The sequence below is a fragment of the Streptomyces sp. NPDC041129 genome (genome assembly GCF_055592265.1).
In genome coordinates, this window is sequence record NZ_JBVIYV010000006.1 from 69054 (window position 1) to 87177 (window position 18124).

General features: G+C 74.0%; 13 protein-coding genes and 1 pseudogene. 4 read left to right on the top strand and 10 right to left on the bottom strand.

Going from position 1 to position 18124, the window contains the following annotated elements:
- Positions 1-10 precede the first annotated feature (10 nt).
- The 5 genes from ACZ6B1_RS20445 to ACZ6B1_RS20465 form a co-directional block, all read right to left on the bottom strand.
- A complete protein-coding gene (locus tag ACZ6B1_RS20445) occupies positions 11-3769 on the bottom strand; it encodes a lipopolysaccharide biosynthesis protein (protein WP_468780262.1) in 3759 nt (1252 codons plus the stop codon).
- Positions 3762-4562, bottom strand: a complete 801-nt coding sequence (locus tag ACZ6B1_RS20450) for a polysaccharide deacetylase family protein (protein WP_468780264.1) — start codon at positions 4560-4562, stop codon at positions 3762-3764. The genes ACZ6B1_RS20445 and ACZ6B1_RS20450 overlap by 8 nt, the downstream gene beginning before the upstream one ends.
- Complete coding sequence (locus tag ACZ6B1_RS20455) at positions 4555-5544, bottom strand: glycosyltransferase family 2 protein (protein ID WP_468780266.1); 990 nt, start codon at positions 5542-5544, stop codon at positions 4555-4557. Before ACZ6B1_RS20455 ends, ACZ6B1_RS20450 begins: the two co-directional genes overlap by 8 nt.
- Positions 5541-6362, bottom strand: coding sequence for a glycosyltransferase family 2 protein (locus tag ACZ6B1_RS20460; RefSeq protein WP_468780268.1), 822 nt, complete (start codon positions 6360-6362; stop codon positions 5541-5543). The genes ACZ6B1_RS20455 and ACZ6B1_RS20460 overlap by 4 nt, the downstream gene beginning before the upstream one ends.
- A 372-nt stretch (positions 6363-6734) precedes the next feature.
- Entirely contained in the window at positions 6735-7181 is a 447-nt protein-coding gene (locus ACZ6B1_RS20465) for a hypothetical protein (RefSeq protein ID WP_468780270.1), read from the bottom strand.
- A gap of 330 nt (positions 7182-7511) precedes the next feature.
- Between ACZ6B1_RS20465 and ACZ6B1_RS20470 the strand changes: the two genes are divergently transcribed.
- Entirely contained in the window at positions 7512-8318 is an 807-nt protein-coding gene (locus ACZ6B1_RS20470) for an SGNH/GDSL hydrolase family protein (protein ID WP_351671049.1), read from the top strand.
- Between the two features lie 60 nt (positions 8319-8378).
- On the opposite strand, the pseudogene ACZ6B1_RS20475 reads toward ACZ6B1_RS20470, so the two are convergent.
- The 4 genes and pseudogenes from ACZ6B1_RS20475 to ACZ6B1_RS20490 all read right to left on the bottom strand — a co-directional run bounded on the left by ACZ6B1_RS20475 (position 8379) and on the right by ACZ6B1_RS20490 (position 14788).
- A pseudogene (locus ACZ6B1_RS20475) lies at positions 8379-9991 on the bottom strand (serine/threonine-protein kinase).
- A gap of 27 nt (positions 9992-10018) precedes the next feature.
- Positions 10019-11650, bottom strand: a complete 1632-nt coding sequence (locus tag ACZ6B1_RS20480; protein WP_468780272.1) for an urease accessory protein UreH domain-containing protein — start codon at positions 11648-11650, stop codon at positions 10019-10021.
- Positions 11647-13155, bottom strand: a complete 1509-nt coding sequence (locus ACZ6B1_RS20485) for a tetratricopeptide repeat protein (protein WP_468780274.1) — start codon at positions 13153-13155, stop codon at positions 11647-11649. The genes ACZ6B1_RS20480 and ACZ6B1_RS20485 overlap by 4 nt, the downstream gene beginning before the upstream one ends.
- A 91-nt stretch (positions 13156-13246) precedes the next feature.
- The gene (locus ACZ6B1_RS20490) at positions 13247-14788 is read right to left on the bottom strand and encodes a DUF4331 domain-containing protein (protein WP_468780276.1); all 1542 of its coding nucleotides are present in this window, start codon (positions 14786-14788) and stop codon (positions 13247-13249) included.
- A 215-nt stretch (positions 14789-15003) separates the two neighbouring features.
- Between ACZ6B1_RS20490 and ACZ6B1_RS20495 the strand changes: the two genes are divergently transcribed.
- From ACZ6B1_RS20495 to ACZ6B1_RS20505, 3 genes are all read left to right on the top strand, one after another.
- Complete coding sequence (locus ACZ6B1_RS20495; protein ID WP_468780882.1) at positions 15004-15546, top strand: sigma-70 family RNA polymerase sigma factor; 543 nt, start codon at positions 15004-15006, stop codon at positions 15544-15546.
- Positions 15543-16358: an anti-sigma factor gene (locus ACZ6B1_RS20500; RefSeq protein WP_468780278.1), complete on the top strand. Its 816-nt coding sequence runs from the start codon at positions 15543-15545 to the stop codon at positions 16356-16358. The genes ACZ6B1_RS20495 and ACZ6B1_RS20500 overlap by 4 nt, the downstream gene beginning before the upstream one ends.
- A 126-nt stretch (positions 16359-16484) precedes the next feature.
- Positions 16485-16754, top strand: a complete 270-nt coding sequence (locus ACZ6B1_RS20505; protein ID WP_468780280.1) for a hypothetical protein — start codon at positions 16485-16487, stop codon at positions 16752-16754.
- A gap of 93 nt (positions 16755-16847) precedes the next feature.
- Here the strand turns inward: ACZ6B1_RS20505 and ACZ6B1_RS20510 are convergent, their stop codons facing one another.
- Positions 16848-18044 (bottom strand): CaiB/BaiF CoA transferase family protein, encoded by a 1197-nt coding sequence (locus ACZ6B1_RS20510; RefSeq protein WP_468780282.1) that lies wholly within the window; start codon positions 18042-18044, stop codon positions 16848-16850.
- Positions 18045-18124 lie beyond the last annotated feature (80 nt).

Below are 18124 nucleotides of genomic sequence, written 5' to 3' on the forward strand. Positions count from 1 at the left end.
GCCCCGCCCGTCACTTCATCGTCAGGAACCGCTGGACCAGCGAGGCCAGCACCGCCGCGAGCAGGGGCAGCGCGAACCAGAAGGCGCCCTGCAGCCACCGCAGCCGGCGCACACTCGGCCGCGCCGCGACCCGGACCACCTCCCGCACACCGAGCAGCAGCACCAGCGCGACGGCGGCCACCGCGCCGACCACCGACCAGGGCGTCCAGGTGATCCGCGGCCCGATCGGCCCGGGGTCCGGCTCGGGCACCGCGCCCGCCGCCCGTCCGCGCACCGCGTACACCGTGACGTCCTCGTTCACCAGGACCCTCGCCAGCTCCGGCCGGGCGTCCAGGTTCCGCAGCAGCCGGGACTCCCAGGCCGCCGGATAGCCCGCGTCCAGCCGCAGATACCCGACCTGGCTCTCGTTGACCATCAGGTACGAGTTGGGGCCCGCGTCCTCCAGCGCCTTGACCAGGCCCGACACCAGCACCGGGTCCACCGGCGCCCGCGTCGGCAGGTAGTCGACCCGCTCCATGTCCCGGGCGCCCCACGGCAGCGCCGGGGTCACGTCGTCGACGGGGTCCTGGCTCAGCCACAGCAGCCGCACCGTCGGCTCGTCGTGGGCGTACACCCAGTCCATCGCCGCGACCTCGCCGGGCCGGGTCCGCTCGAACGGTTCGTTGCCCCACCGGGCCACCAGGAAGCCGCCCATCAGCAGCAGCCCGGCCAGCAGCGCGGCCAGCGGCGCGAGGCTCACCCGGTCCCTCTCGCGCTCCTGCCGGGTGACGCCGGTGCGCGGGAAGAGGGCGAGGGCGCCGAGCAGGGCGGCGCCGGGCAGCGCGAACATGAACACGCGCAGCGCCATCTCACCGCCGTACGACTGCATGCCGAAGCCGAGGAACGGTACGAGGGCGAGGACCGGCAGCGAGCGCTCCCGGTACCGGTGGAAGCGGCGCCGCCACCAGCCCCAGCAGGCGAGGGCCAGCACCGAGCCGGCCAGCAGGACCCTGGTGTACAGCACCAGCTTGTGCGTCGAACTCCCGCCCTCGATCCGCCCGGAGACGGAGGTCGAGACATTGCCGCCGACCCCGCCCACCCCGCCGAACAGGTCGTCGAAGTGACCGGACCAGTACGGCTCGGCCATGAAGCCGACCCAGACCGCGACCAGCACCGCGCACAGCAGCGGCAGCCCGCGCAGCTCGCACCGGCCGCACAGCACCAGGGCCGTGAGCACCCCGAGCATCACGAACGGCGTGAGCTGGTGCGCGGGCACGCTCGCCGCGTACAGGCCGATCAGCACCAGCAGCAGCACCGCCCGCTGCCGCCGTCCGGTGGGTTCCACCTCGGCCTCGCCCGGGCGGAACCGGGTCCAGATGACGTGCGGGGCGCGGAACCAGACCAGCAGGACCGCCACGAAGACGAGGTACAGCAGATACGTGAACCCCTGCGGGGAGAAGTAGTCCTGGCCGACCCAGCCGCTCAGTACGAAGATCCACACGCCGGTCCACCTGGCCCGCCAGCCGGCCCGCAGCGACCGCGTGAGCAGGAACAGCGGTGCCAGGTAGGCGAGCTGGATCGCCGTGGGCCACCAGCGGATGATCCCGGTGAGGTCGCCGGCCCCGCACGCCCGGGCCACGAAGGCGGCCGCCGCGAAGAAGCCCGGCCAGCTCCAGCGGGCGTCCAGGTCCGGTACGGCGGTCCCGGTGCGGTCGACGTAGTCGATGAACCCCAGGTGCTGCCAGGCCGTCGGGAACCGCGGCTCGCTCTCCAGCACCGCGGGCAGCGCGTGCAAGGAGACCACGGTCGCCAGCAGGGTGACGAGCAGCAGGGCCCGGTGCTCGCGGCGCAGCCAGAGCAACGAGGCGAACACCGTGACCAGCAGCGCGGCGCCCACCAGCGTCGGCAGCGGCAGCACGGTGACCAGCCCGAGCCCGCCCATCCGGTCCAGATCGGCCTCGCCGAGCCGCAGTGCGGGCACCCAGTACAGCAGGAGCGCGGCGCCCAGCAGACAGCCGAGGACGACGCCGGTGCGGGTGGGCGGCGGTCCTTCGCGCGGTGCGGGCGGGGGTGGCTCCTCCGGAACCGGGTCGTCCGACACGGCTCGGGCGGATACCCCCGCCTCGAACGGGGCGTCCACCTGCGTCTGGGGCGACAGGGCGGCCTCCGCCGGGCCGATCGAGGCCTCGGCGCCCGGTTCCGGTCGCTCCGTCGCCTCGGCGGGCGTCGGCGGCGGTGCCGGCGTGCCGGCGGGCAGGGCGCCGGGACGCGGACCGACGTCCGGCCGGCGTTCGACGTGGTCCAGGCCGGCCTGGGCGTCCGGGCCGAGGGCGGCGTCGTCGTGCGCCCAGGCCGGGCCGCGCCGGCTCCCGGGGAGACCGGCCGGGGCGCCGTGTGCCCCCAGGTCGGCGAGGTCGCCGTCCGGGGCCGCCGTCCGGGGGGCGGCGGACGGCGCGGACCGGATCGTCCGCCACAGCCTCGGCGCCGCGATCGCCACGATCACCGCGAGGCTGGAGATCTCGGCGACGCCCGCGCCGGTCAGCCCCATCCGGGGCAGGAGCAGCAGCGTCAGGCCGAGCACGAGCGCGCACAGCAGGCCCTGCAGCCAGGCGAGTCCGGCGGTGCGGCTCCGCGCGCGCAGGACCGCGAAGTACGTCTCCATGACCACCCGCAGCACCGCGCCCGCCGCGAACCAGCGCAGCAGCGGGGTCGCCGCCTGCGCGTAGCCGGCGCCGAAGATGCCCAGGATCCACGGCGCGCCCACGAACAGCACGGCCGAGACCGGCAGCATGATCCGGACCATCCGCCGCAGCGCGGCCCGGGCGTCGGCGGCGAGCCGCCCCGGGTCGTGCGAGCCCTCCACGGTCAGGGAGGCGCCCATGTTGACGGCGAGCAGGTTGGTCGTGCCGCCGATGGTGGTGGTGATGTAGAAGTACGCGTTGTCCTCGGAGCTGACCTGCGCGGCGATGATCACCGGGACCAGGTAGACCACGGCGAGCGAGAACAGCGAGCCGGTGCAGTCCCCGGCGAGGAACCGCCCGATCTCCCGCAGCGTCGGCGGCCTCGCACCGTCCCCGGTCGCCCCGGCGTGCCGGGGCACCAGCCTCCGGAACACCAGCCAGCCCAGCGGCACCACCGAGGTGGCGATCGCCGCGACCCACGACACGAACACCCCGGTGGTGGGGACGGCCGCGGCGAACGCGACGAGCAGCCCCAGTTTCACCACCGAGAAGGCGGTGTTGCCCACCGGCACCCAGGGCGCGCTGCGCAGCCCGGTCAGCACCCCGTCCTGGAGGGTGAGCACGTTCCAGGCCACGACGGCCGCGACGAAACCGACACCGTTCACCGGCCCGTGCAGGAAGCGGTACGAGGGCCCCCACACGTCCGGCGTCAGCAGGAAGACACCCGCCGCCAGCGCGACGACCAGCGAACTGCCCGCGTACGTACGGAGGACGAGCCGGCCGGTGTGCCGGCCGGCGACGGGGATGAACCGGGCCAGCGCCCCGGTCAGGGTGACCGCGGTCAGCCCGGCGAGCAGCTTCATCGCGGCGATGGCGGCGGAGCCCTGCCCGACCGCCGACTCGGAGTAGTGGCGCGCCGCGGCCAGCCAGAAGCCCAGCCCCAGGACGGCGGAGATGCCGGTGTTGAGCATCAGCGCGTAGGCGTTGCGGAACAGCGGGCTGCCGCCCGGCGGCCGCCCGGTCCCGGGCAGCCGCAGCCGGCGCCCGGCCCGTCCGGGCGCCTCGGTCCCCGGCGTCGCGGCCCCGGTGGTGGTGGTCGTGTCAGACACGGGAACGGATGGCCTTCCGGCTTACCTGGCGTGCTCTGCGGACGAGGGCGTACCCCTTGGTGAGGGCGCGGTCCCCGGCGAAGGCGCGGGCGATCGCGCGGCCCCTCAGCAGCCGCTCGAACTCCTCGACGCCCGTGCCGCGCCGGACGGTGACGCGCTCCAGGGCGTACGGCCCCTGGCGGCGCCGGGCGAGACCGTTGCCGACGGCGAGCGCCTGGCCGTACCCCGCCTCGCGCACCGCCCGGCGGACCCGGCGGCTGGAGTAGCCGTACGGGTAGGCGAACGACACCGGCCGGACGCCCAGTTCGCCGGTGAGGATCTCGGTGCCACGGGTCAGCTCCGACGCCAGCGCGCGGTCGTCGAGCTGGTCGAGCTGCGGGTGGGTGTGGCTGTGCCCGCCGATCTCGAAGCCGGCGTCGGCGAGTTCGCGCACCTGCGGCCAGTCGAGCATGGTGTCCGGGCCGCCGCCGGTGTCGTGGGCGCCCCTGAGCCAGCCGGTGGAGACGAACAGCGTGGCCGGGAAGCCGTGCTCGGCGAGCACGGGCAGGGCGTGCCGGTGGACCCCCTCGTAGCCGTCGTCGAAGGTGATCAGCACCGGCCGGGTGGGCAGCGTCCGGCCGGCACGCCAGCACGCCGCGAGGCCGGCGGTGGTGAGCGGGGTCAGGCCGAGGTCGCCGATCAGCGCCATCTGCTCGGCGAACGCCTCCGGGGCGACGGACAGGACCCGGGTGGCCTCGTTCGGCGCGGTGGCCACCGCGTGGTACATGAGGATCGGCACCGGTTCCTCAGACATGGGCGTCCCCCTCGATCCGTACCACCCGGTACGCGGCCGGGCCCCGGCGCGCCCGCGCGCTGCCCACCGCGTAGCCGCCGGCCGCCGTGAGCACGCCCGCGACGATCGCGCCCGCGCGCCCGGCGCCGCCCGGCCTGGCGAGCAGCGCGTCCCGCAGTCCGCGGGCGACGCCCGCGGGCAGCACCCGGGTGGCGTACCGGCGCTCGGACGCGAGGCCCTCGCCCGCGCCGACGCTCCGGGCCACCAGTGCCTTCGACAGGCCCTCCGCCCAGGCGCGGGCGCGGAAATAGGCGAAGCGCTCGCGCGCCGCGGGCACCCGGTGGTGGATCACCGCCCGGTCGTCGATCAGCAGCACGGCGTCTGGGCGGGCCCGGGTGAGACGGATGCACAGTTCCGTCTCCTCGCAGCCCAGCGGGCGGCGGTCGCCGTCCCGGCCGATGCCGGTGGCGAAGCCGCCCGCCGCCTCGAACGCGCTGCGCCGGAAGGAGGCGTTGCCGCCCAGGACGTTGCGGACCCGGACCCGGCCCGGCGGCAGCCCCCGGTAGGTGCAGCCCACCACCCAGTCGAACTCCTCCGGGAACCAGGCCGGGCGCCGGCCCGAGGCCCAGACGGGCACCGTGCGTCCGCCGACCGCCATCACACGCGGGTCGGCGTATGCCTCGGCGAAGCGGCGCAGCCAGTCCCGCTCGGCCACGGCGTCGTCGTCCAGGAAGGCGACGACCTCGCCCCGGGAGGCGGCGATGCCGGTGTTGCGCCCGGCCGACAGCCCGCGCGGACCGGCGTTGGGCAGCACCGGCACGTCGGCCGCCCCCTGGTACTCGCGCGCCAGCCTCTCCAGCAGGGCCGCGTTGTGGTCGACGACCAGCAGGGTCTCCAGGGCCCGGTACGACTGGGCACGTACCGAGGAGACCGCCGCGAGGATGTCCTCCCAGCGGTCCTCGGTGTAGACGCAGATCACGACGGAGATGCCGGGACCTCTCAAGACGCCGCTCCCCGCCCGGCGCCGAGCAGTGGGGAGCGGTGACCGCGCCGGCGCAGGGCACGCCGGTTGGACCGCTCCCCGAGGATGACCCGCAGCACCCGGAGCCCGTCCCGCACGGCCCGCAGATTGCTCGTGCCGTGGATGCGCAGGTACTCGTGGCTGGGGATCTCCTGCACTCTCAGGCCCGCCTTGACCACTCTGATGTTCATCAGGGTCTCGACCTCGAAACCGGTGCAGTCGAGTTCGATCTTGTCCAGGCAGTGCCGCCAGAAGGCGTTGTATCCGTAGCAGAGATCGGTGTAGCGGGCGCCGAACTTGCGGTTGACGACCGTGCACAGCGCCCAGTTGCCGAGCTTGCGGACGAAGGTCATGTCGTCCGTGCCGCCGCCGTTGGCGAAGCGCGAGCCCTTGGCGAAGTCGGCGCCCGATACCAGGGCGGACACGTACGAGACGATCTCGCCCCCGTCGGCCGAGCCGTCCGCGTCGACCATCACGATGATGTCGCCGCTGCACGCCTCGAAACCGCTGATCAGGGCGTCCCCCTTGCCCTTGCCGCGCTGTCCGACGACCTTCACCCCTGGCCACAGCGAGCGGGCGACCTCGACGGTGCCGTCGGTGGAGTCGCCGTCCACGAGGACGACTTCGTGTATCCAGCCAGGCAGCGACTTGAAGACATAGGGCAGGTTCTCCGCCTCGTTCATGGCGGGGATCACCACGCTCACCGGCGGAGTGATCGCCAGGTGCGAGGAGATGGGCCGGTAGTGGGTGGCCAGTAACGGATCCCGGTCCGAACCGGGCGGATGCAGGACAGAACTCATGGGTGTGGTCCCTCTCGTCCGGTGGACCGCCCGCCCCCGGGCGGCCCGCTCTGTTCCGGTTCGAAAGGGGGGTTCTCGTCTTCGGCACGGCGAACTGGTCCTCCGTGCACGCCGACGCGCTGGCAATGCGGGCCGGGCCGCCGGAAAGGACGGCGGCCGGTCGCGCGGCACGACTCGGTCACAAGTGCGGTCACCGAGCACGGCACCCCCCTACCGCGCCCCGCGCCGGAACGTCACGGCCCCGAGCCCTCCCCTGAACCGTGTACCGACGGACCGATGCGGGTGAGTTGTATGACGATATTGGCGATTGAAGCAGAAACGCAAGACCTGCAAGCAGTCATCACGTTTTTCTGCTTGGACCGTTAGATGACTTCAGTCCGGATTGTCACCCTTGGCGCGGTTCCTCGACCGGATCGTCCTCCCGGCGAGGACGGACAGGAACACCAGCAGGCTGAGACACGTCACCGCGACGACGCCGCCGCGGACCGACCAGCGGTGCATGGCGAGCATGCCCTGCGCCACCAGCATGTTCAGCACGACCGCGCCCGCGAGCGCGACGATCGCGCGGCCGTAGGGTTCCAGCCCGCGCAGGCCCGACCCGACCGCCGCGGCCGGGGCGGCGAGCAGGAGGAACAGGGTGCACGGGCCGCGCAGTGGCGAGTCGCTTCCGGTCAGCGTGAGCAGCGCGCCCGCCGCGCCGACGGCGGTGGCGGCCCCCGCGAGCAGCGGCGACAGGTCCCTCCCCGGCCCTGTCCCGGCCCGCTCGGCGTCGTCCGTACCGCCGTCCGGTGAAGGTGTCTTGATACCTGAGGTCTGCATTGGCGACTTTGCCCCCCGGCGCGCCTGATGTCGGCCTCAATGTCGCGCAGCCCGCGCGGACCGTCAAGACGGCACCCCTCTCCGGGCGCGTGTTCCCGGAGCGGCCGTGAGGCCTGCGCCGCGGGTGGCCGCGGGGCCGGCTGACGCCCCGTCGGACGGATGGGGAGGTGCGGGTGCGCAAGACGCCGGGCGGTGAACTTCCTGGGGCGATTGCGTCGAGAGGTCGTGAGAAATCGTTGAGGTCGAAAAAGTTCTTGGCATGGACACTTCCAGTCAACACGCGTAGTTGCTACCACAGTTGTGGCAGAGATCCTGCTAAAGGGAGGTTCCATGAGACGTTCCCGACTTACCGGATTCGTGACCTCGCTCCTCCTCGCCACCGGCCTCTCCCTCACCGGGGCCGCCACGGCGCAGGCCTCCTCGACAGCCGTGACCGGCGGCTATGTGGCGCTCGGCGACTCCTACTCCTCGGGGGTCGGCTCGGGCAGTTACATCAGCTCCAGCGGCAGTTGCGACCGCAGCACCAAGGCGTACCCGTACCTGTGGAACGCCGCCCACAGCCCGTCCTCCTTCGCCTTCAACGCCTGCTCGGGTGCCAAGACGGGCGACGTACTGGCCAATCAGCTCGGCTCGCTCAACTCCTCGACCGGCCTGGTCTCCATCACCATCGGTGGCAACGACGCCGGCTTCGCCGACGTCATGACGACCTGTGTCACCTCGTCCGACAGCACCTGCCTGGCCAAGATCAACACTGCCAAGGCCTACGTCGACTCCACGCTCCCCGGCAAGCTCGACACCGTCTACGACGCGATCAGCGCCAAAGCCCCGTCCGCCCGGGTCGTCGTCATCGGCTATCCCCGCTTCTACAAGCTCGGGCAGACCTGCCTGGGGCTCTCCGAGACCAAGCGGTCCGCGATCAACGACGCGGCCGACTACCTCGACAACGCCGTCCAGAAGCGCGCCCTCGACCACAACTTCGTCTTCGGTGACGTGCGCACCACGTTCACCGGACACGAGATCTGCTCCAGCAGCTCCTGGCTGCACAGCGTCAACTGGCTCGATATCGGCGAGTCGTACCACCCGACCGCGACCGGCCAGTCCGGCGGCTACCTGCCGGTGCTCACCAACGCGGCCTGAGCCGGGCGGGTGAGGCCGTCAACCAAGGCTCCTCCAGGGCCGGTCCGTGGGAGTGAACTCTCAGGGCGAGCCCGAAGGTGAAGCGGAGGCCCCGTCCGACGGGGTCTCCGTCGCAGTCGTACAGGTCACTGAGAACGGCACCGCGTCCGACGTCGTCCGCACCGGAGCGCGCACCTCCACGCTGATCTCGTTCTCCACCGCCGCGCCGTCGGCGTACGCGGTGACGGTCACCCGCACCTGCCTGCTTCTCCCGCCGTCCGCCGGGAACGTCAGCGTCTTCCACCCCGGGTCCGAGACCGAACCGTGCGCGAGCACCCACCGGTACTCCACCCGCGCCGGCAGCCGCCCGACGGTGAACGTCGCCGTGAACGCGGGCGCCTGCGCGTCCGGCGGCGGACAGCTCCCGGTGTACTCCGTGTGCGCGCCGGCCAGGGTGACGTGCACCGACTGGGCGGGCCCGCTGCTCGCCGCACCGCTGCTCGGCGCGGGCGGCGGCGCCCCGGTGTCGGCGCCCGTGTCCGTGGCGGTGCCGGTGGCGCCGGAGTGCGTGCCGCTCGCCCGGCTGGTGTGCGTGCCGTCGTCCGCCAGGCCGCCGCCGTCGCCGAGGTCGAGCAGGGCGTACGTCAGTCCCGCCACCGCCAGCAGGACCGCGAGCAGACCGGCGACGAGCACCGGCCGGGCGCGGCGGCCGCGCTCCGGCCCGGCGGACATGGTCCGCGGTTCCGGCTGCCCCGCCGGTATCGGCATCGGCGGGGTGGGGGAGGGCCGGCGCGGCCGGGCCACCTGCGTCGCGGCGTACGGCGAGGCCGCCGCCCCGGTCGCCGCCGTACCGCCCGCCGCGACGGTCCGCAGGTCCCGCTCGGCCTGTTCGGCGGGCGGCCGCTCGGCGGGGTCCTTGCGCAGCAGCGCCTCGACGACCGGGGCCAGCGGACCGGCCCGCCGTGGCGGCGGCAACTCCTCGTCCACGACGGCACGCAAAGTGCTCAGCGGGGTGTCCTGCCGGAACGGCGAACTGCCCTCGACGGCCGCGTACAGCAGCACGCCCAGCGACCACAGGTCCGACTCCGGGCCCGGGGTGCGCCCCAGCGCCCGCTCCGGCGCGAGGAACTCGGGCGAGCCGATCACCTCTCCGGTCATCGTCAGCGCGGAGCTGCCCTCGACCGTGGCGATGCCGAAGTCGGTCAGCACCACCCGGCCGTCCTCGGCCAGCAGTACGTTGGCCGGCTTCACGTCCCGGTGCAGCACCCCGGCGGCGTGCGCGGCGCGCAGCGCGGCCAGCACCTCGGCGCCGATCAGCGCGGCCCGCCGAGGCGGCAACGGGCCCTCGCCCTCAAGCCGGTCGGCCAGCGACGGCCCGCGGACCAGCTCCATCACGATCCAGGGGCGGCCACCCTCCAGCGCCACGTCGTACACCGTGACCACGTTGCGGCTGGCGACCCGGGCCGCCGCCCACGCCTCGCGCTCCAGGCGGGCGTACATCCGCTCGACGTCGGAGGCGGGCAGTCCCGCCGGGGCCCGTACCTCCTTGACGGCCACCTCGCGGTGCAGCACCTCGTCGCGGGCGCGCCACACGGTGCCCATGCCGCCCTCGCCGAGCGGGACAGCAGACGGTAGCGGTTCGCGATCGCACGTTCACGGCCCGGCTCTTCGGACACGGGCGCCCCCCACGGCATCTGACGTGATTTCTCCACAAAAGTAGCTCAGCCGACCGCGGATGCGGCCCCCTTGAGCAGCAATCCGGCACCCAGGGCGACGACGACCAGCGCCGACGCGAGGGGCAGGGTGCGGCGGACCAGTCCGGCCACGGGGTGGGAGGTCCAGCGCGGGCGCCGGTCCAGCACCCGGGCGACGCCCGAGCCCAGCCGGACCACCGCGAACCCGGCCGCCGTCAGCGTCAGCGCCAGGCCGGCGCCGTACGCCACGACGAGCAGCAGCCCGAACCAGGCCTTGCCGAGCGCCGCGGCGCCGACCAGCACGACCACGGCGGAGGGGCTGGGCACCAGACCGCCGGCGAATCCGAGCAGGATCGTGCCGCGCAGGGTGGGGGCGGTGGGGTGGCTGTGGGTGTGGCCGCCGTGGCTGTGCACCACGCCGTCGTGGTGAGAGTGGTGGTGCTCCTCGTGAGGACGGTGATGGTGGTCTCCATCGTGCTGTTGGTGTGCGTCGTGGTGATGGCCGTGGTGCGGGCGGCCCGCGTCGACCGTTTCCCCGTCCGCGCCCACCAGGACCAACGGGCGTTCCCCCGCCCCCTGTTGAGCCCGCGGGTGCGGGTGCGGGTGCGCGTGCGGACGCGTGCGGGCCCGGTCGCGCCAGGCCCGGCGCACCAGGCCGGCGCCCGCCGCGAGCACCAGGGCGCCGCCGGCCATGCCCAGCCAGGCGATCACCGAGGGTGTGGCCGCCGACCCGGCGGTGACGAGCAGACCAAGGGCGACCACGCCGAGGGTGTGCGTCACCGTCACCGACGCGGCCAGGGGCAGCACGTCCCGCAGCCGGGACCGGCCCCCGCGCGCGGCCGCCGTCGCCGCCATCAGGGTCTTGCCGTGCCCCGGGGCGAGGGCGTGCAGGGCGCCGAGGGCGACCGCGATGAGCAGCGCCAGCACGGCGAAGCCGAGGGTGAGGTCGTGCCGGGCCACCAGATCGTCCAGGGCGCGGGTCCAGCGGTCGGCGCCCCGGGGCAGGACTGCGGCGCCGGGCGCGTCCTGCCGCTCCTCGGCGAGGGCCGGTCCACCGGGGCGCACCCGCAGGGAGGCGCCGGCGGTGTCGGCCGGCGAGGACAGCAGGTCCTTGGGATACGTGGTCAGTTCGTGCGAGACGGACCGCTTCGGCACGTCCGTCGCCGTGAGCGTCATGCGGTCGCCCCGCGCGGTGATCTCCCGCCAGCCGGGTCCGCCGCCGGCCGCGGCGCCGTGGAAGCCGAGGGCGACCGGCCTGCCCTCGGGGAGCGGCGCGGTGAAGCGGCACTCCAGACGCAGGGTGTGCAGACCCGCCTGACCGGGCCGCAGCCGGGCCCGGGCGCTCACGGGGGTCAGTGTGGTGGCGCGGCCCGCGACGGTGAGCGCGCTGTCCCCGGCGGCCCCGGCGCACCGCCGCTCGGCCCACGCGCTCAGGCCCAGCCGCCGGACGGCGGGCCCGGCCTGGGTCGCCGGGATCTCCGCGAGATCCTCCACATGGTCCACGCGGAGCTGCCCGGGGGCGGCCACGAGCCCGTCGTACCGGTTCACCGTGAAATTGCCGAGGGGGTGTGCGCTCGCCGTGGCGGCGGGGAGCAGCGCGAGGCCGCAGGCGGCGGTCAGAACGGCCGCGGCCAGGGCGACCGGGCGGCGGAGCGTCACTTCGCGGCCTCCAGTGCCTTCCGGGCCTGCGCCGCGCCCAGCGGCGAGAAGCCGGGGTTCAGCCGCAGTGCCGCCCGCAGCGAGGCACGGCCGTCCGCCGTGTGGCCCGTGGCCAGCTCGATCATGCCGCGGTGATGGAGGAAGGCGGCGTTGCGGTAGCCGGTGGCCGTGGCCCGGCGGGCCAGCGGAAGAGCCTCCTCGTCATGGCCGTTGACGTGCAGCGCCCAGGCGAGGGCGTCCGCGGTGTGCACTGTGTGCCGGCGGGTCCACTCGGCACGGGCCGCGCGCAGCGCGGACGCCTTGTCGCCGTGATCGGCGGCGGCCAGCGCGGTGTCCAGGTCGGCGTCGACACCGTTGGCCCGGGCCAGGGCGGTCCAGGCGTCCACGAGCGCGTACTGCTCGCGCGCCCGCGCCGTGTCGCCGGCCGCGCCGCGGGCCTCGTACAGCTCGCCGAGCGCTACCAGCGGCCCGGGCAGCGGATAGCGGGCGACCACGGACCGCAGCCCCTGGATCGCCTCGTCGCGGTGCCCGCTCGCCGCCTGCGCCCGGGCCCGGCCCTCAAGCGCCGGCAGATAGGTGTCGTCGGCGGCCAGGGCCCGGGAGTAGTAGCCGAGCGCGGACGCGTACCGGCCTTGGTTCCAGGCGAGCTGGCCGAGCTGAGCGGCCACGTAGGCGACATCGCCGGGTGAGGCGGCCGCGTCGAGTGCCCGCTCAAGGACCCGACGGGCCGCCGGCACGTCACCGCGCAGCTCGCGCACATAGGCGTACCGGGTGAAGACCGGTACGCCCGGCCGGCGTTCGTCGGCGATGCCGGCGGCCCGGGACGCCTCCCCGTACCGGCCGAGTTCCACCAGGGCGTCGATACGGGAGCACAGGGCGCGTTCGCCGTAAGGGTTCTGCCGCAGCGCCCGGTCCGCGTAGGCGAGGGCGCCGCCGAAGTCGTGCCGGGCGGCGGCGAGGGCGGCCCGGCCGGCCAGCGCCTGATCGTTGCCGGGGGCCAGCTCCAGGGACCGCTTCAGGGCCTTCTCGGCCTGCGGGTACCGGGCCGGGTCGCCCTTGGTCCGCGCCTGCTCGACATAGGCCAGGCCGAGCGTGGCCCAGCCGCCGTGGTCCCGGGGCTGCGACCGCAGGTGGGCCTGGAGGGCGGTGACGGCCGCGTCCAGGTTCCCGCCGCCCAGCACCCCGGGATCGACGACACTGGAGGCCGCCGCCGGTACCGGCCGGCCCTCCCGCACGGCCCCGACGGCGATCGCCCCACCGGTCAGCGCGACCGCCAGCAGTGCCGCCGGCCCCGCGAGCCGCGCGGCCCGCCACCGCCGCCCCGCCGCCCCGGCCCGCCGCACGGCGGCCACCCGCTCCTCGGCACCGGCCACGCCCGCCCGCTCGTCCGCCGACGCACCGGACTCGGGCCGCGGTGCGGGTTCGGAGCCGGGCGGCGGGGTGCCGGACCCGGCCGTGCGGGTCGAACGCCCGCCGGTCTCCTCGTCGTTCGTGCGCGGGGCCATGCCGTCTCCTGGATCGCCTGGTGCCGGTCGGAAGCGGAAGGGCGCGGCCCGCCGTGGGGAAGGGAACGGGCCGCGCCGGTTCGGGGGTGTGTCAGTACGGGCGCTGCATCCGGCGGCGCCACCAGGCGAGGGCGGTGCCGATCAGCAGGATGCCGGCCGCGCCCGAGGCCGCCGAGGCGGCGATCAGCACGGTGTTCCCGGAGCCGGAGGAGCCGGCCCCGGCCGGCCGCAGCGCGTCGCCGAGCTGACTGCGCACGTCCGCGCCCTTGGTCGTGCCCTTGGCGAGCGCGCCGCGCGAACCGGCGGTGGGTTCGGCGACGTAGGGGAAGTACTTCTCGAACTTCTTGTCGTTCTTGTCCACCGCGTCGCCCAGGTCGTTCTTCGCGCCGACCAGTTCGCCCTCCACGACCTGGAGAGCCTCGTCGATCACGTCGTCGGTGAGCCGGCGGCCGTTCGGGAAGCCCGCGTTGTCACCGTCCAGCACGCCCAGCCGCTTGGGGTGCATGCTGGGCCTGATCGAGGTGTTCAGCCGCAACTGCTCCGAAGGCTTCCCGTTCGGCGGCTGGTTGAGGCCCTTGACGCCCTTGAGGAAGACGTCGACCAGGTCGTTGCGCGGCTCGGCGGGCGCCTTGATCTTGTAGATGCCCTCGATGAGCTTGGGCAGCTCGGGGTTGGTCACGTTCTTCAGGAACTGGGCGTCGTACGAGGGCTGCGAGGCGTTGAACCGGTCCTTGTCCTTCTGCGGGTTGACGACCTCGTTCACCAGCGGGTTGCCGAGGCGCGAGACCTGCGAGTAGTAGCCCTGCGCGTTGCGGCGCTGGGTGGTCGACCAGATGCCGACGACCGGCTGCTCGCCGGACTCGCGTATCAGGTCGTTGGGCACCTGCAGAGCGATCGTGTTGACGTTGTAGCCCTTGAGCGTGTCCCGGCCGACCTCGGTGAGGTTGCCGCCGTACAGCAGGTCGAAGACGCGCAGGTCCAGGAAGAAGGGGTCGTCGGCCTGGCCGGCGAAGGTCGCGGCACCGCCCGCCGCCTTGTACACGGCCTGCGAGCGCAGCTTGCCGTAGTCCGGCATGGACGCCTTGCCCACGTTCGACGGTGCCACCGGCACGTCGTCCGCGAGCTTGGTCTTCGACACCTCGTGCTGGTCCTTCAGCCGGATCAGGTCGATGTCGTACGTCTGGGTGATGTTGAGGTCCGGGTCGTCCAGGCTGGTGACGGGACCGGTGTTGTACAGGAACGTGGCGCCGTTCTTCGTGTGCGTCCTGAAGGTGTAGCGGAACAGCAGATCGCCCTGCGCGTCACCGTTGCTGTCGACGTGGATGTCGTACTGCGCGTCGTCCGCGAACGTGTAGAAGTTCGGGCCGCCGGCCGGCTCCTCGAAGGGGATCCAGTCGGCCACGATCGTCGTGGTGTCGGGCTTGTCCGGGCTGACGAACGCGTACAGGTCCGTGTTGTCGTACTGCGGGGTCCCCGAGATCAGCGGGGCCTCGCGGTGGGAGGAGGCGGAGGCCGCCCCGGGTTCCAGCGTGGCGACGCCGGCGGCTGCGAGCCCCCCGGCGGCCAGCGCACCGCAGATGAGCGTGACCAGGCCCTTGCGACCGGTGCCGCTCCTGGAGAAGAGAGGTGTCATGCCGTCCGTCCTCAGTACCGACTTGCTTTGACGGAGGGGTATACGGAGCGGGATCGCCGATCGGATTGGTCGGCCGGGAAGTTTTTTTCGGACCTTCCGGGACCCGCGTTTTCGGGCCGCCGATGCGTATCAACCGCCGGAGGTGTGCGCTCGTGCGGATGCGTGGAGTCAGAGGCGGGGGCCGGGCCGGCTGCGGCCACGGAGGGGGAACCGGGGTGGAGGCGGACGAACTGCTGGTGCTCGTGGCGGGCGGCGACCAGAGGGCGTTCGAGGATCTGTACGTCCTGGTGTCCGGACCGGTGTTCGGGCTCGTGCGGCGGGTGGTGCGCGACCCCTCGCAGTCCGAGGAGGTGGCCCAGGAGGTGCTGCTCGAACTGTGGCGCTCCGCGGGCCGGTTCGACCCCCGGCGGGGCAGCGCCCTCTCCTGGATCCTCACGCTCGCCCACCGCCGCGCCGTCGACCGGGTGCGCAGCGCACGCGCGGCCGGCGAACGCGAGCAGCGGGAGGCGCTGCGCGCCGGGGAACCGGCCTTCGACCACGTCACCGAGGAGGTTGAGGCCGGTCTCGAGCGCGAGTGGGTGCGCCGCTGCCTGAACCGGCTCACGGCGCTGCAACGCCAGTCCGTCACCCTCGCCTACTACGACGGGTACACCTACCGTGAGGTGGCCGAGCGGCTCTCGCTGCCGCTCGGCACGGTCAAGACCCGGATGCGCGACGGGCTCACCCGGCTACGCGACTGCCTGGGAGGTGCCGCGTGAGCATCCTCGGCCGCCTGCTGGGCCGCGGGGACCTGCACTCCCTCGCCGCGCCCTACGCGCTCGACGCCCTCGAACCCGGCGAACGGCGCCGCTTCGAGAAGCACTTGGCGAACTGCGAACGCTGCGCCGCCGAGACGCGTGCGCTGTCCGAGGACGCGGTACGCCTCGCCTGGTCCACGGCCGCCCCCGCGCCGGCCGCCCTGCGCGACCGGGTGCTGGCCGCCGTCCGCGCCACTCCCCAGGAGCAGGCGCCCACCCGGGAGCGCGCGCCCCAACTGCCCCCGCACGTCTGGGGAGGACAGCCACCGCCCGCGCGCGCCCGTACGCCCCGGGCACGCCGCCCTCTCTTCGTCCCGTTCGCCACGGCGACCGCCGCCGCGGCCCTCGTCGTCGCCTCCCTGTTCGCCGTCCAGGCGAACCGCACCGAGGAGCGGCTGGACGCGGAGCAGGCCCGGACACGTGAGATCGCCCACGTTCTCGCCGCTCCCGACGCCCGCGCCACCGCGAGCGAGGACGCCCGGGGCCGCGGTATCGGAGTGATCGCTTCCGCCTCGGAGGGGCGGGCCGTCGTCACCCTCAGCGGATACGGCAGCCCTTCCGGTGGCCGCGTGCACCAGCTCTGGCTCATGCGCCCCCATGCGCTACCGCGCTCCCTGGGCCTCCTCGCGGGCGACACGCCCTTGGTCGCCAAGGGTCTCGGCAGATCGTCTACGTCACTCGCCGTGACCGTCGAGCCCGGCGGCGGATCGGCGCAGCCCACTGGTCAGCCGGTTGCTCAACTCACCCTGAAAGCGGTCGGATTCGGAGAGTAGTCGACGACGCATGGTCAACCTCCTTGTGGGGAAGGTGAATCCTGTGGGCGAGATACACGGGTGCTCCACCGGGGCGATAGGGTTACCCTGCCCGGGCCGGGTGGACTCGTACGGGTGGGGAGTGACATGGAGCAGATAACAGTGCGCAGCAGGGCCAGGGTCCCTGCGATCACCTGCGGGAGCAGCGCGACCAGTTCGCGCCTCGACCGCCATCTGTCGGTGCTGGCGGGTCCCGCCGTACCGCAGGTGGAGACGGCCGAGGCCATCTCGCTGATGCGTGAGCTGACGGCGCGTGACACCGCGCACCAGCGCAGCGACCGCGGCCGGCGGGTCAGCCGGGTCTCCCTGTTCGCGCCGCTGCGCCGGCTGCGCCGTTCGCTGTTCGGCGGCCACTGAGCCGGCGCCGAGCCGAGTACCGAGCGAACCCCGCGAGGCCCCGCGGGGTCCTTGAGCAGGCCGGCGGTCCCGGATCCCGTCCGGGGCCCGCGCTCAGGCCACCACACCGTCCCGGCGCAACGCTGCGACCTCGTCGTCCGTCATCCCCACGGCACGCAGCAGGGCCCCGGTGTGCTGTCCGAGCGCGGGCACGTCGCCCATCCGTGCCCCGTCCCCGCCCGGCAGTGTGATGGGAGGCAGCAGCGCCTTCAGTGGCCCGACCGGCGTACCCACCCGTCGCCACCGCTCCCGGGCCGCGAGCTGCGGATGCTCCGCCAGCTCGTACAGGTCACGCAGCCGCGCGCAGGCGATCCCGGCCTTCTCCAGCAGGGCCAGCGCCTCGTCGGCGCCGAGCACTCCCAGCGCGTCCGCGACCAGTTCGTCGGTCCGCCCCCGGTTCGCCACCCGGGCCGCGTTCGTAGCGAAGTCCGGGTCCGTCCCCAACTCCGGCCTCCCCATGACCTGTTCGGCCAGCCGGCGCCACTCCCGGTCGTTCTGCACCGACAGCAGCACCCGCCCGCCGCCCGCCGTCGGATAGGCGTCGTACGGCGCGATCACGGCGTGCGCGAGGCCGGTGCGGGCCGGCGGCTCGCCCCCGTGCATCGCGTGGTGCAGCGGATGCCCCATCCACTCCGCGAGCGCCTCCAGCATCGACACCTCCACCGGCCCGCCCCGGCCGGTGGTGCCCCGCCGGACGAGCGCCGCCAGCACGCCGGAGAAGGCGTACATGGCCGCCGCGATGTCCGCCGCCGGAATGCCCGCCTTGACCGGCTGCCCGGGCGTCCCGGTCACCGACACGAGCCCGGCCTCGCACTGCACGAGCATGTCGTACGCCCGCTTGCCGGCGTACGGGCCCGAGCCGCCGTACCCGGAGATGTCCACGGCGATCAGCCGCGGGTGCTCCGCGCACAGCGTGGCCGCGTCCAGCCCCAGCCGGGCGGCGGCCCCGTGGGCGAGGTTCTGCACGAACACGTCCGCGTCCGCGACCAGCCGCCGTACGACCGCCAGGCCGCGCGGGTCCTTCAGGTCCAGGGCGATGGACTCCTTGCCGCGGTTGCACCAGACGAAGTGCGAGGCGAGACCCCCGGCGGCGGTGTCGTAACCCCGCGCGAAGTCACCGCCGTCGATCCGTTCCACCTTGACGACCCGGGCGCCCAGGTCGGCGAGCTGCCGGGTGGCGAAGGGCGCGGACACGGCCTGTTCGACGGCGACGACGGTGATGCCCTCCAGGGGCAGCGGCAGATGATCCATGAGGCGGATGATCTCCCCTGACCGGCGGTCCTGTCAGCACCCGGCCACCACGCCCCCGTACCCTCACCGCACGGACCGGG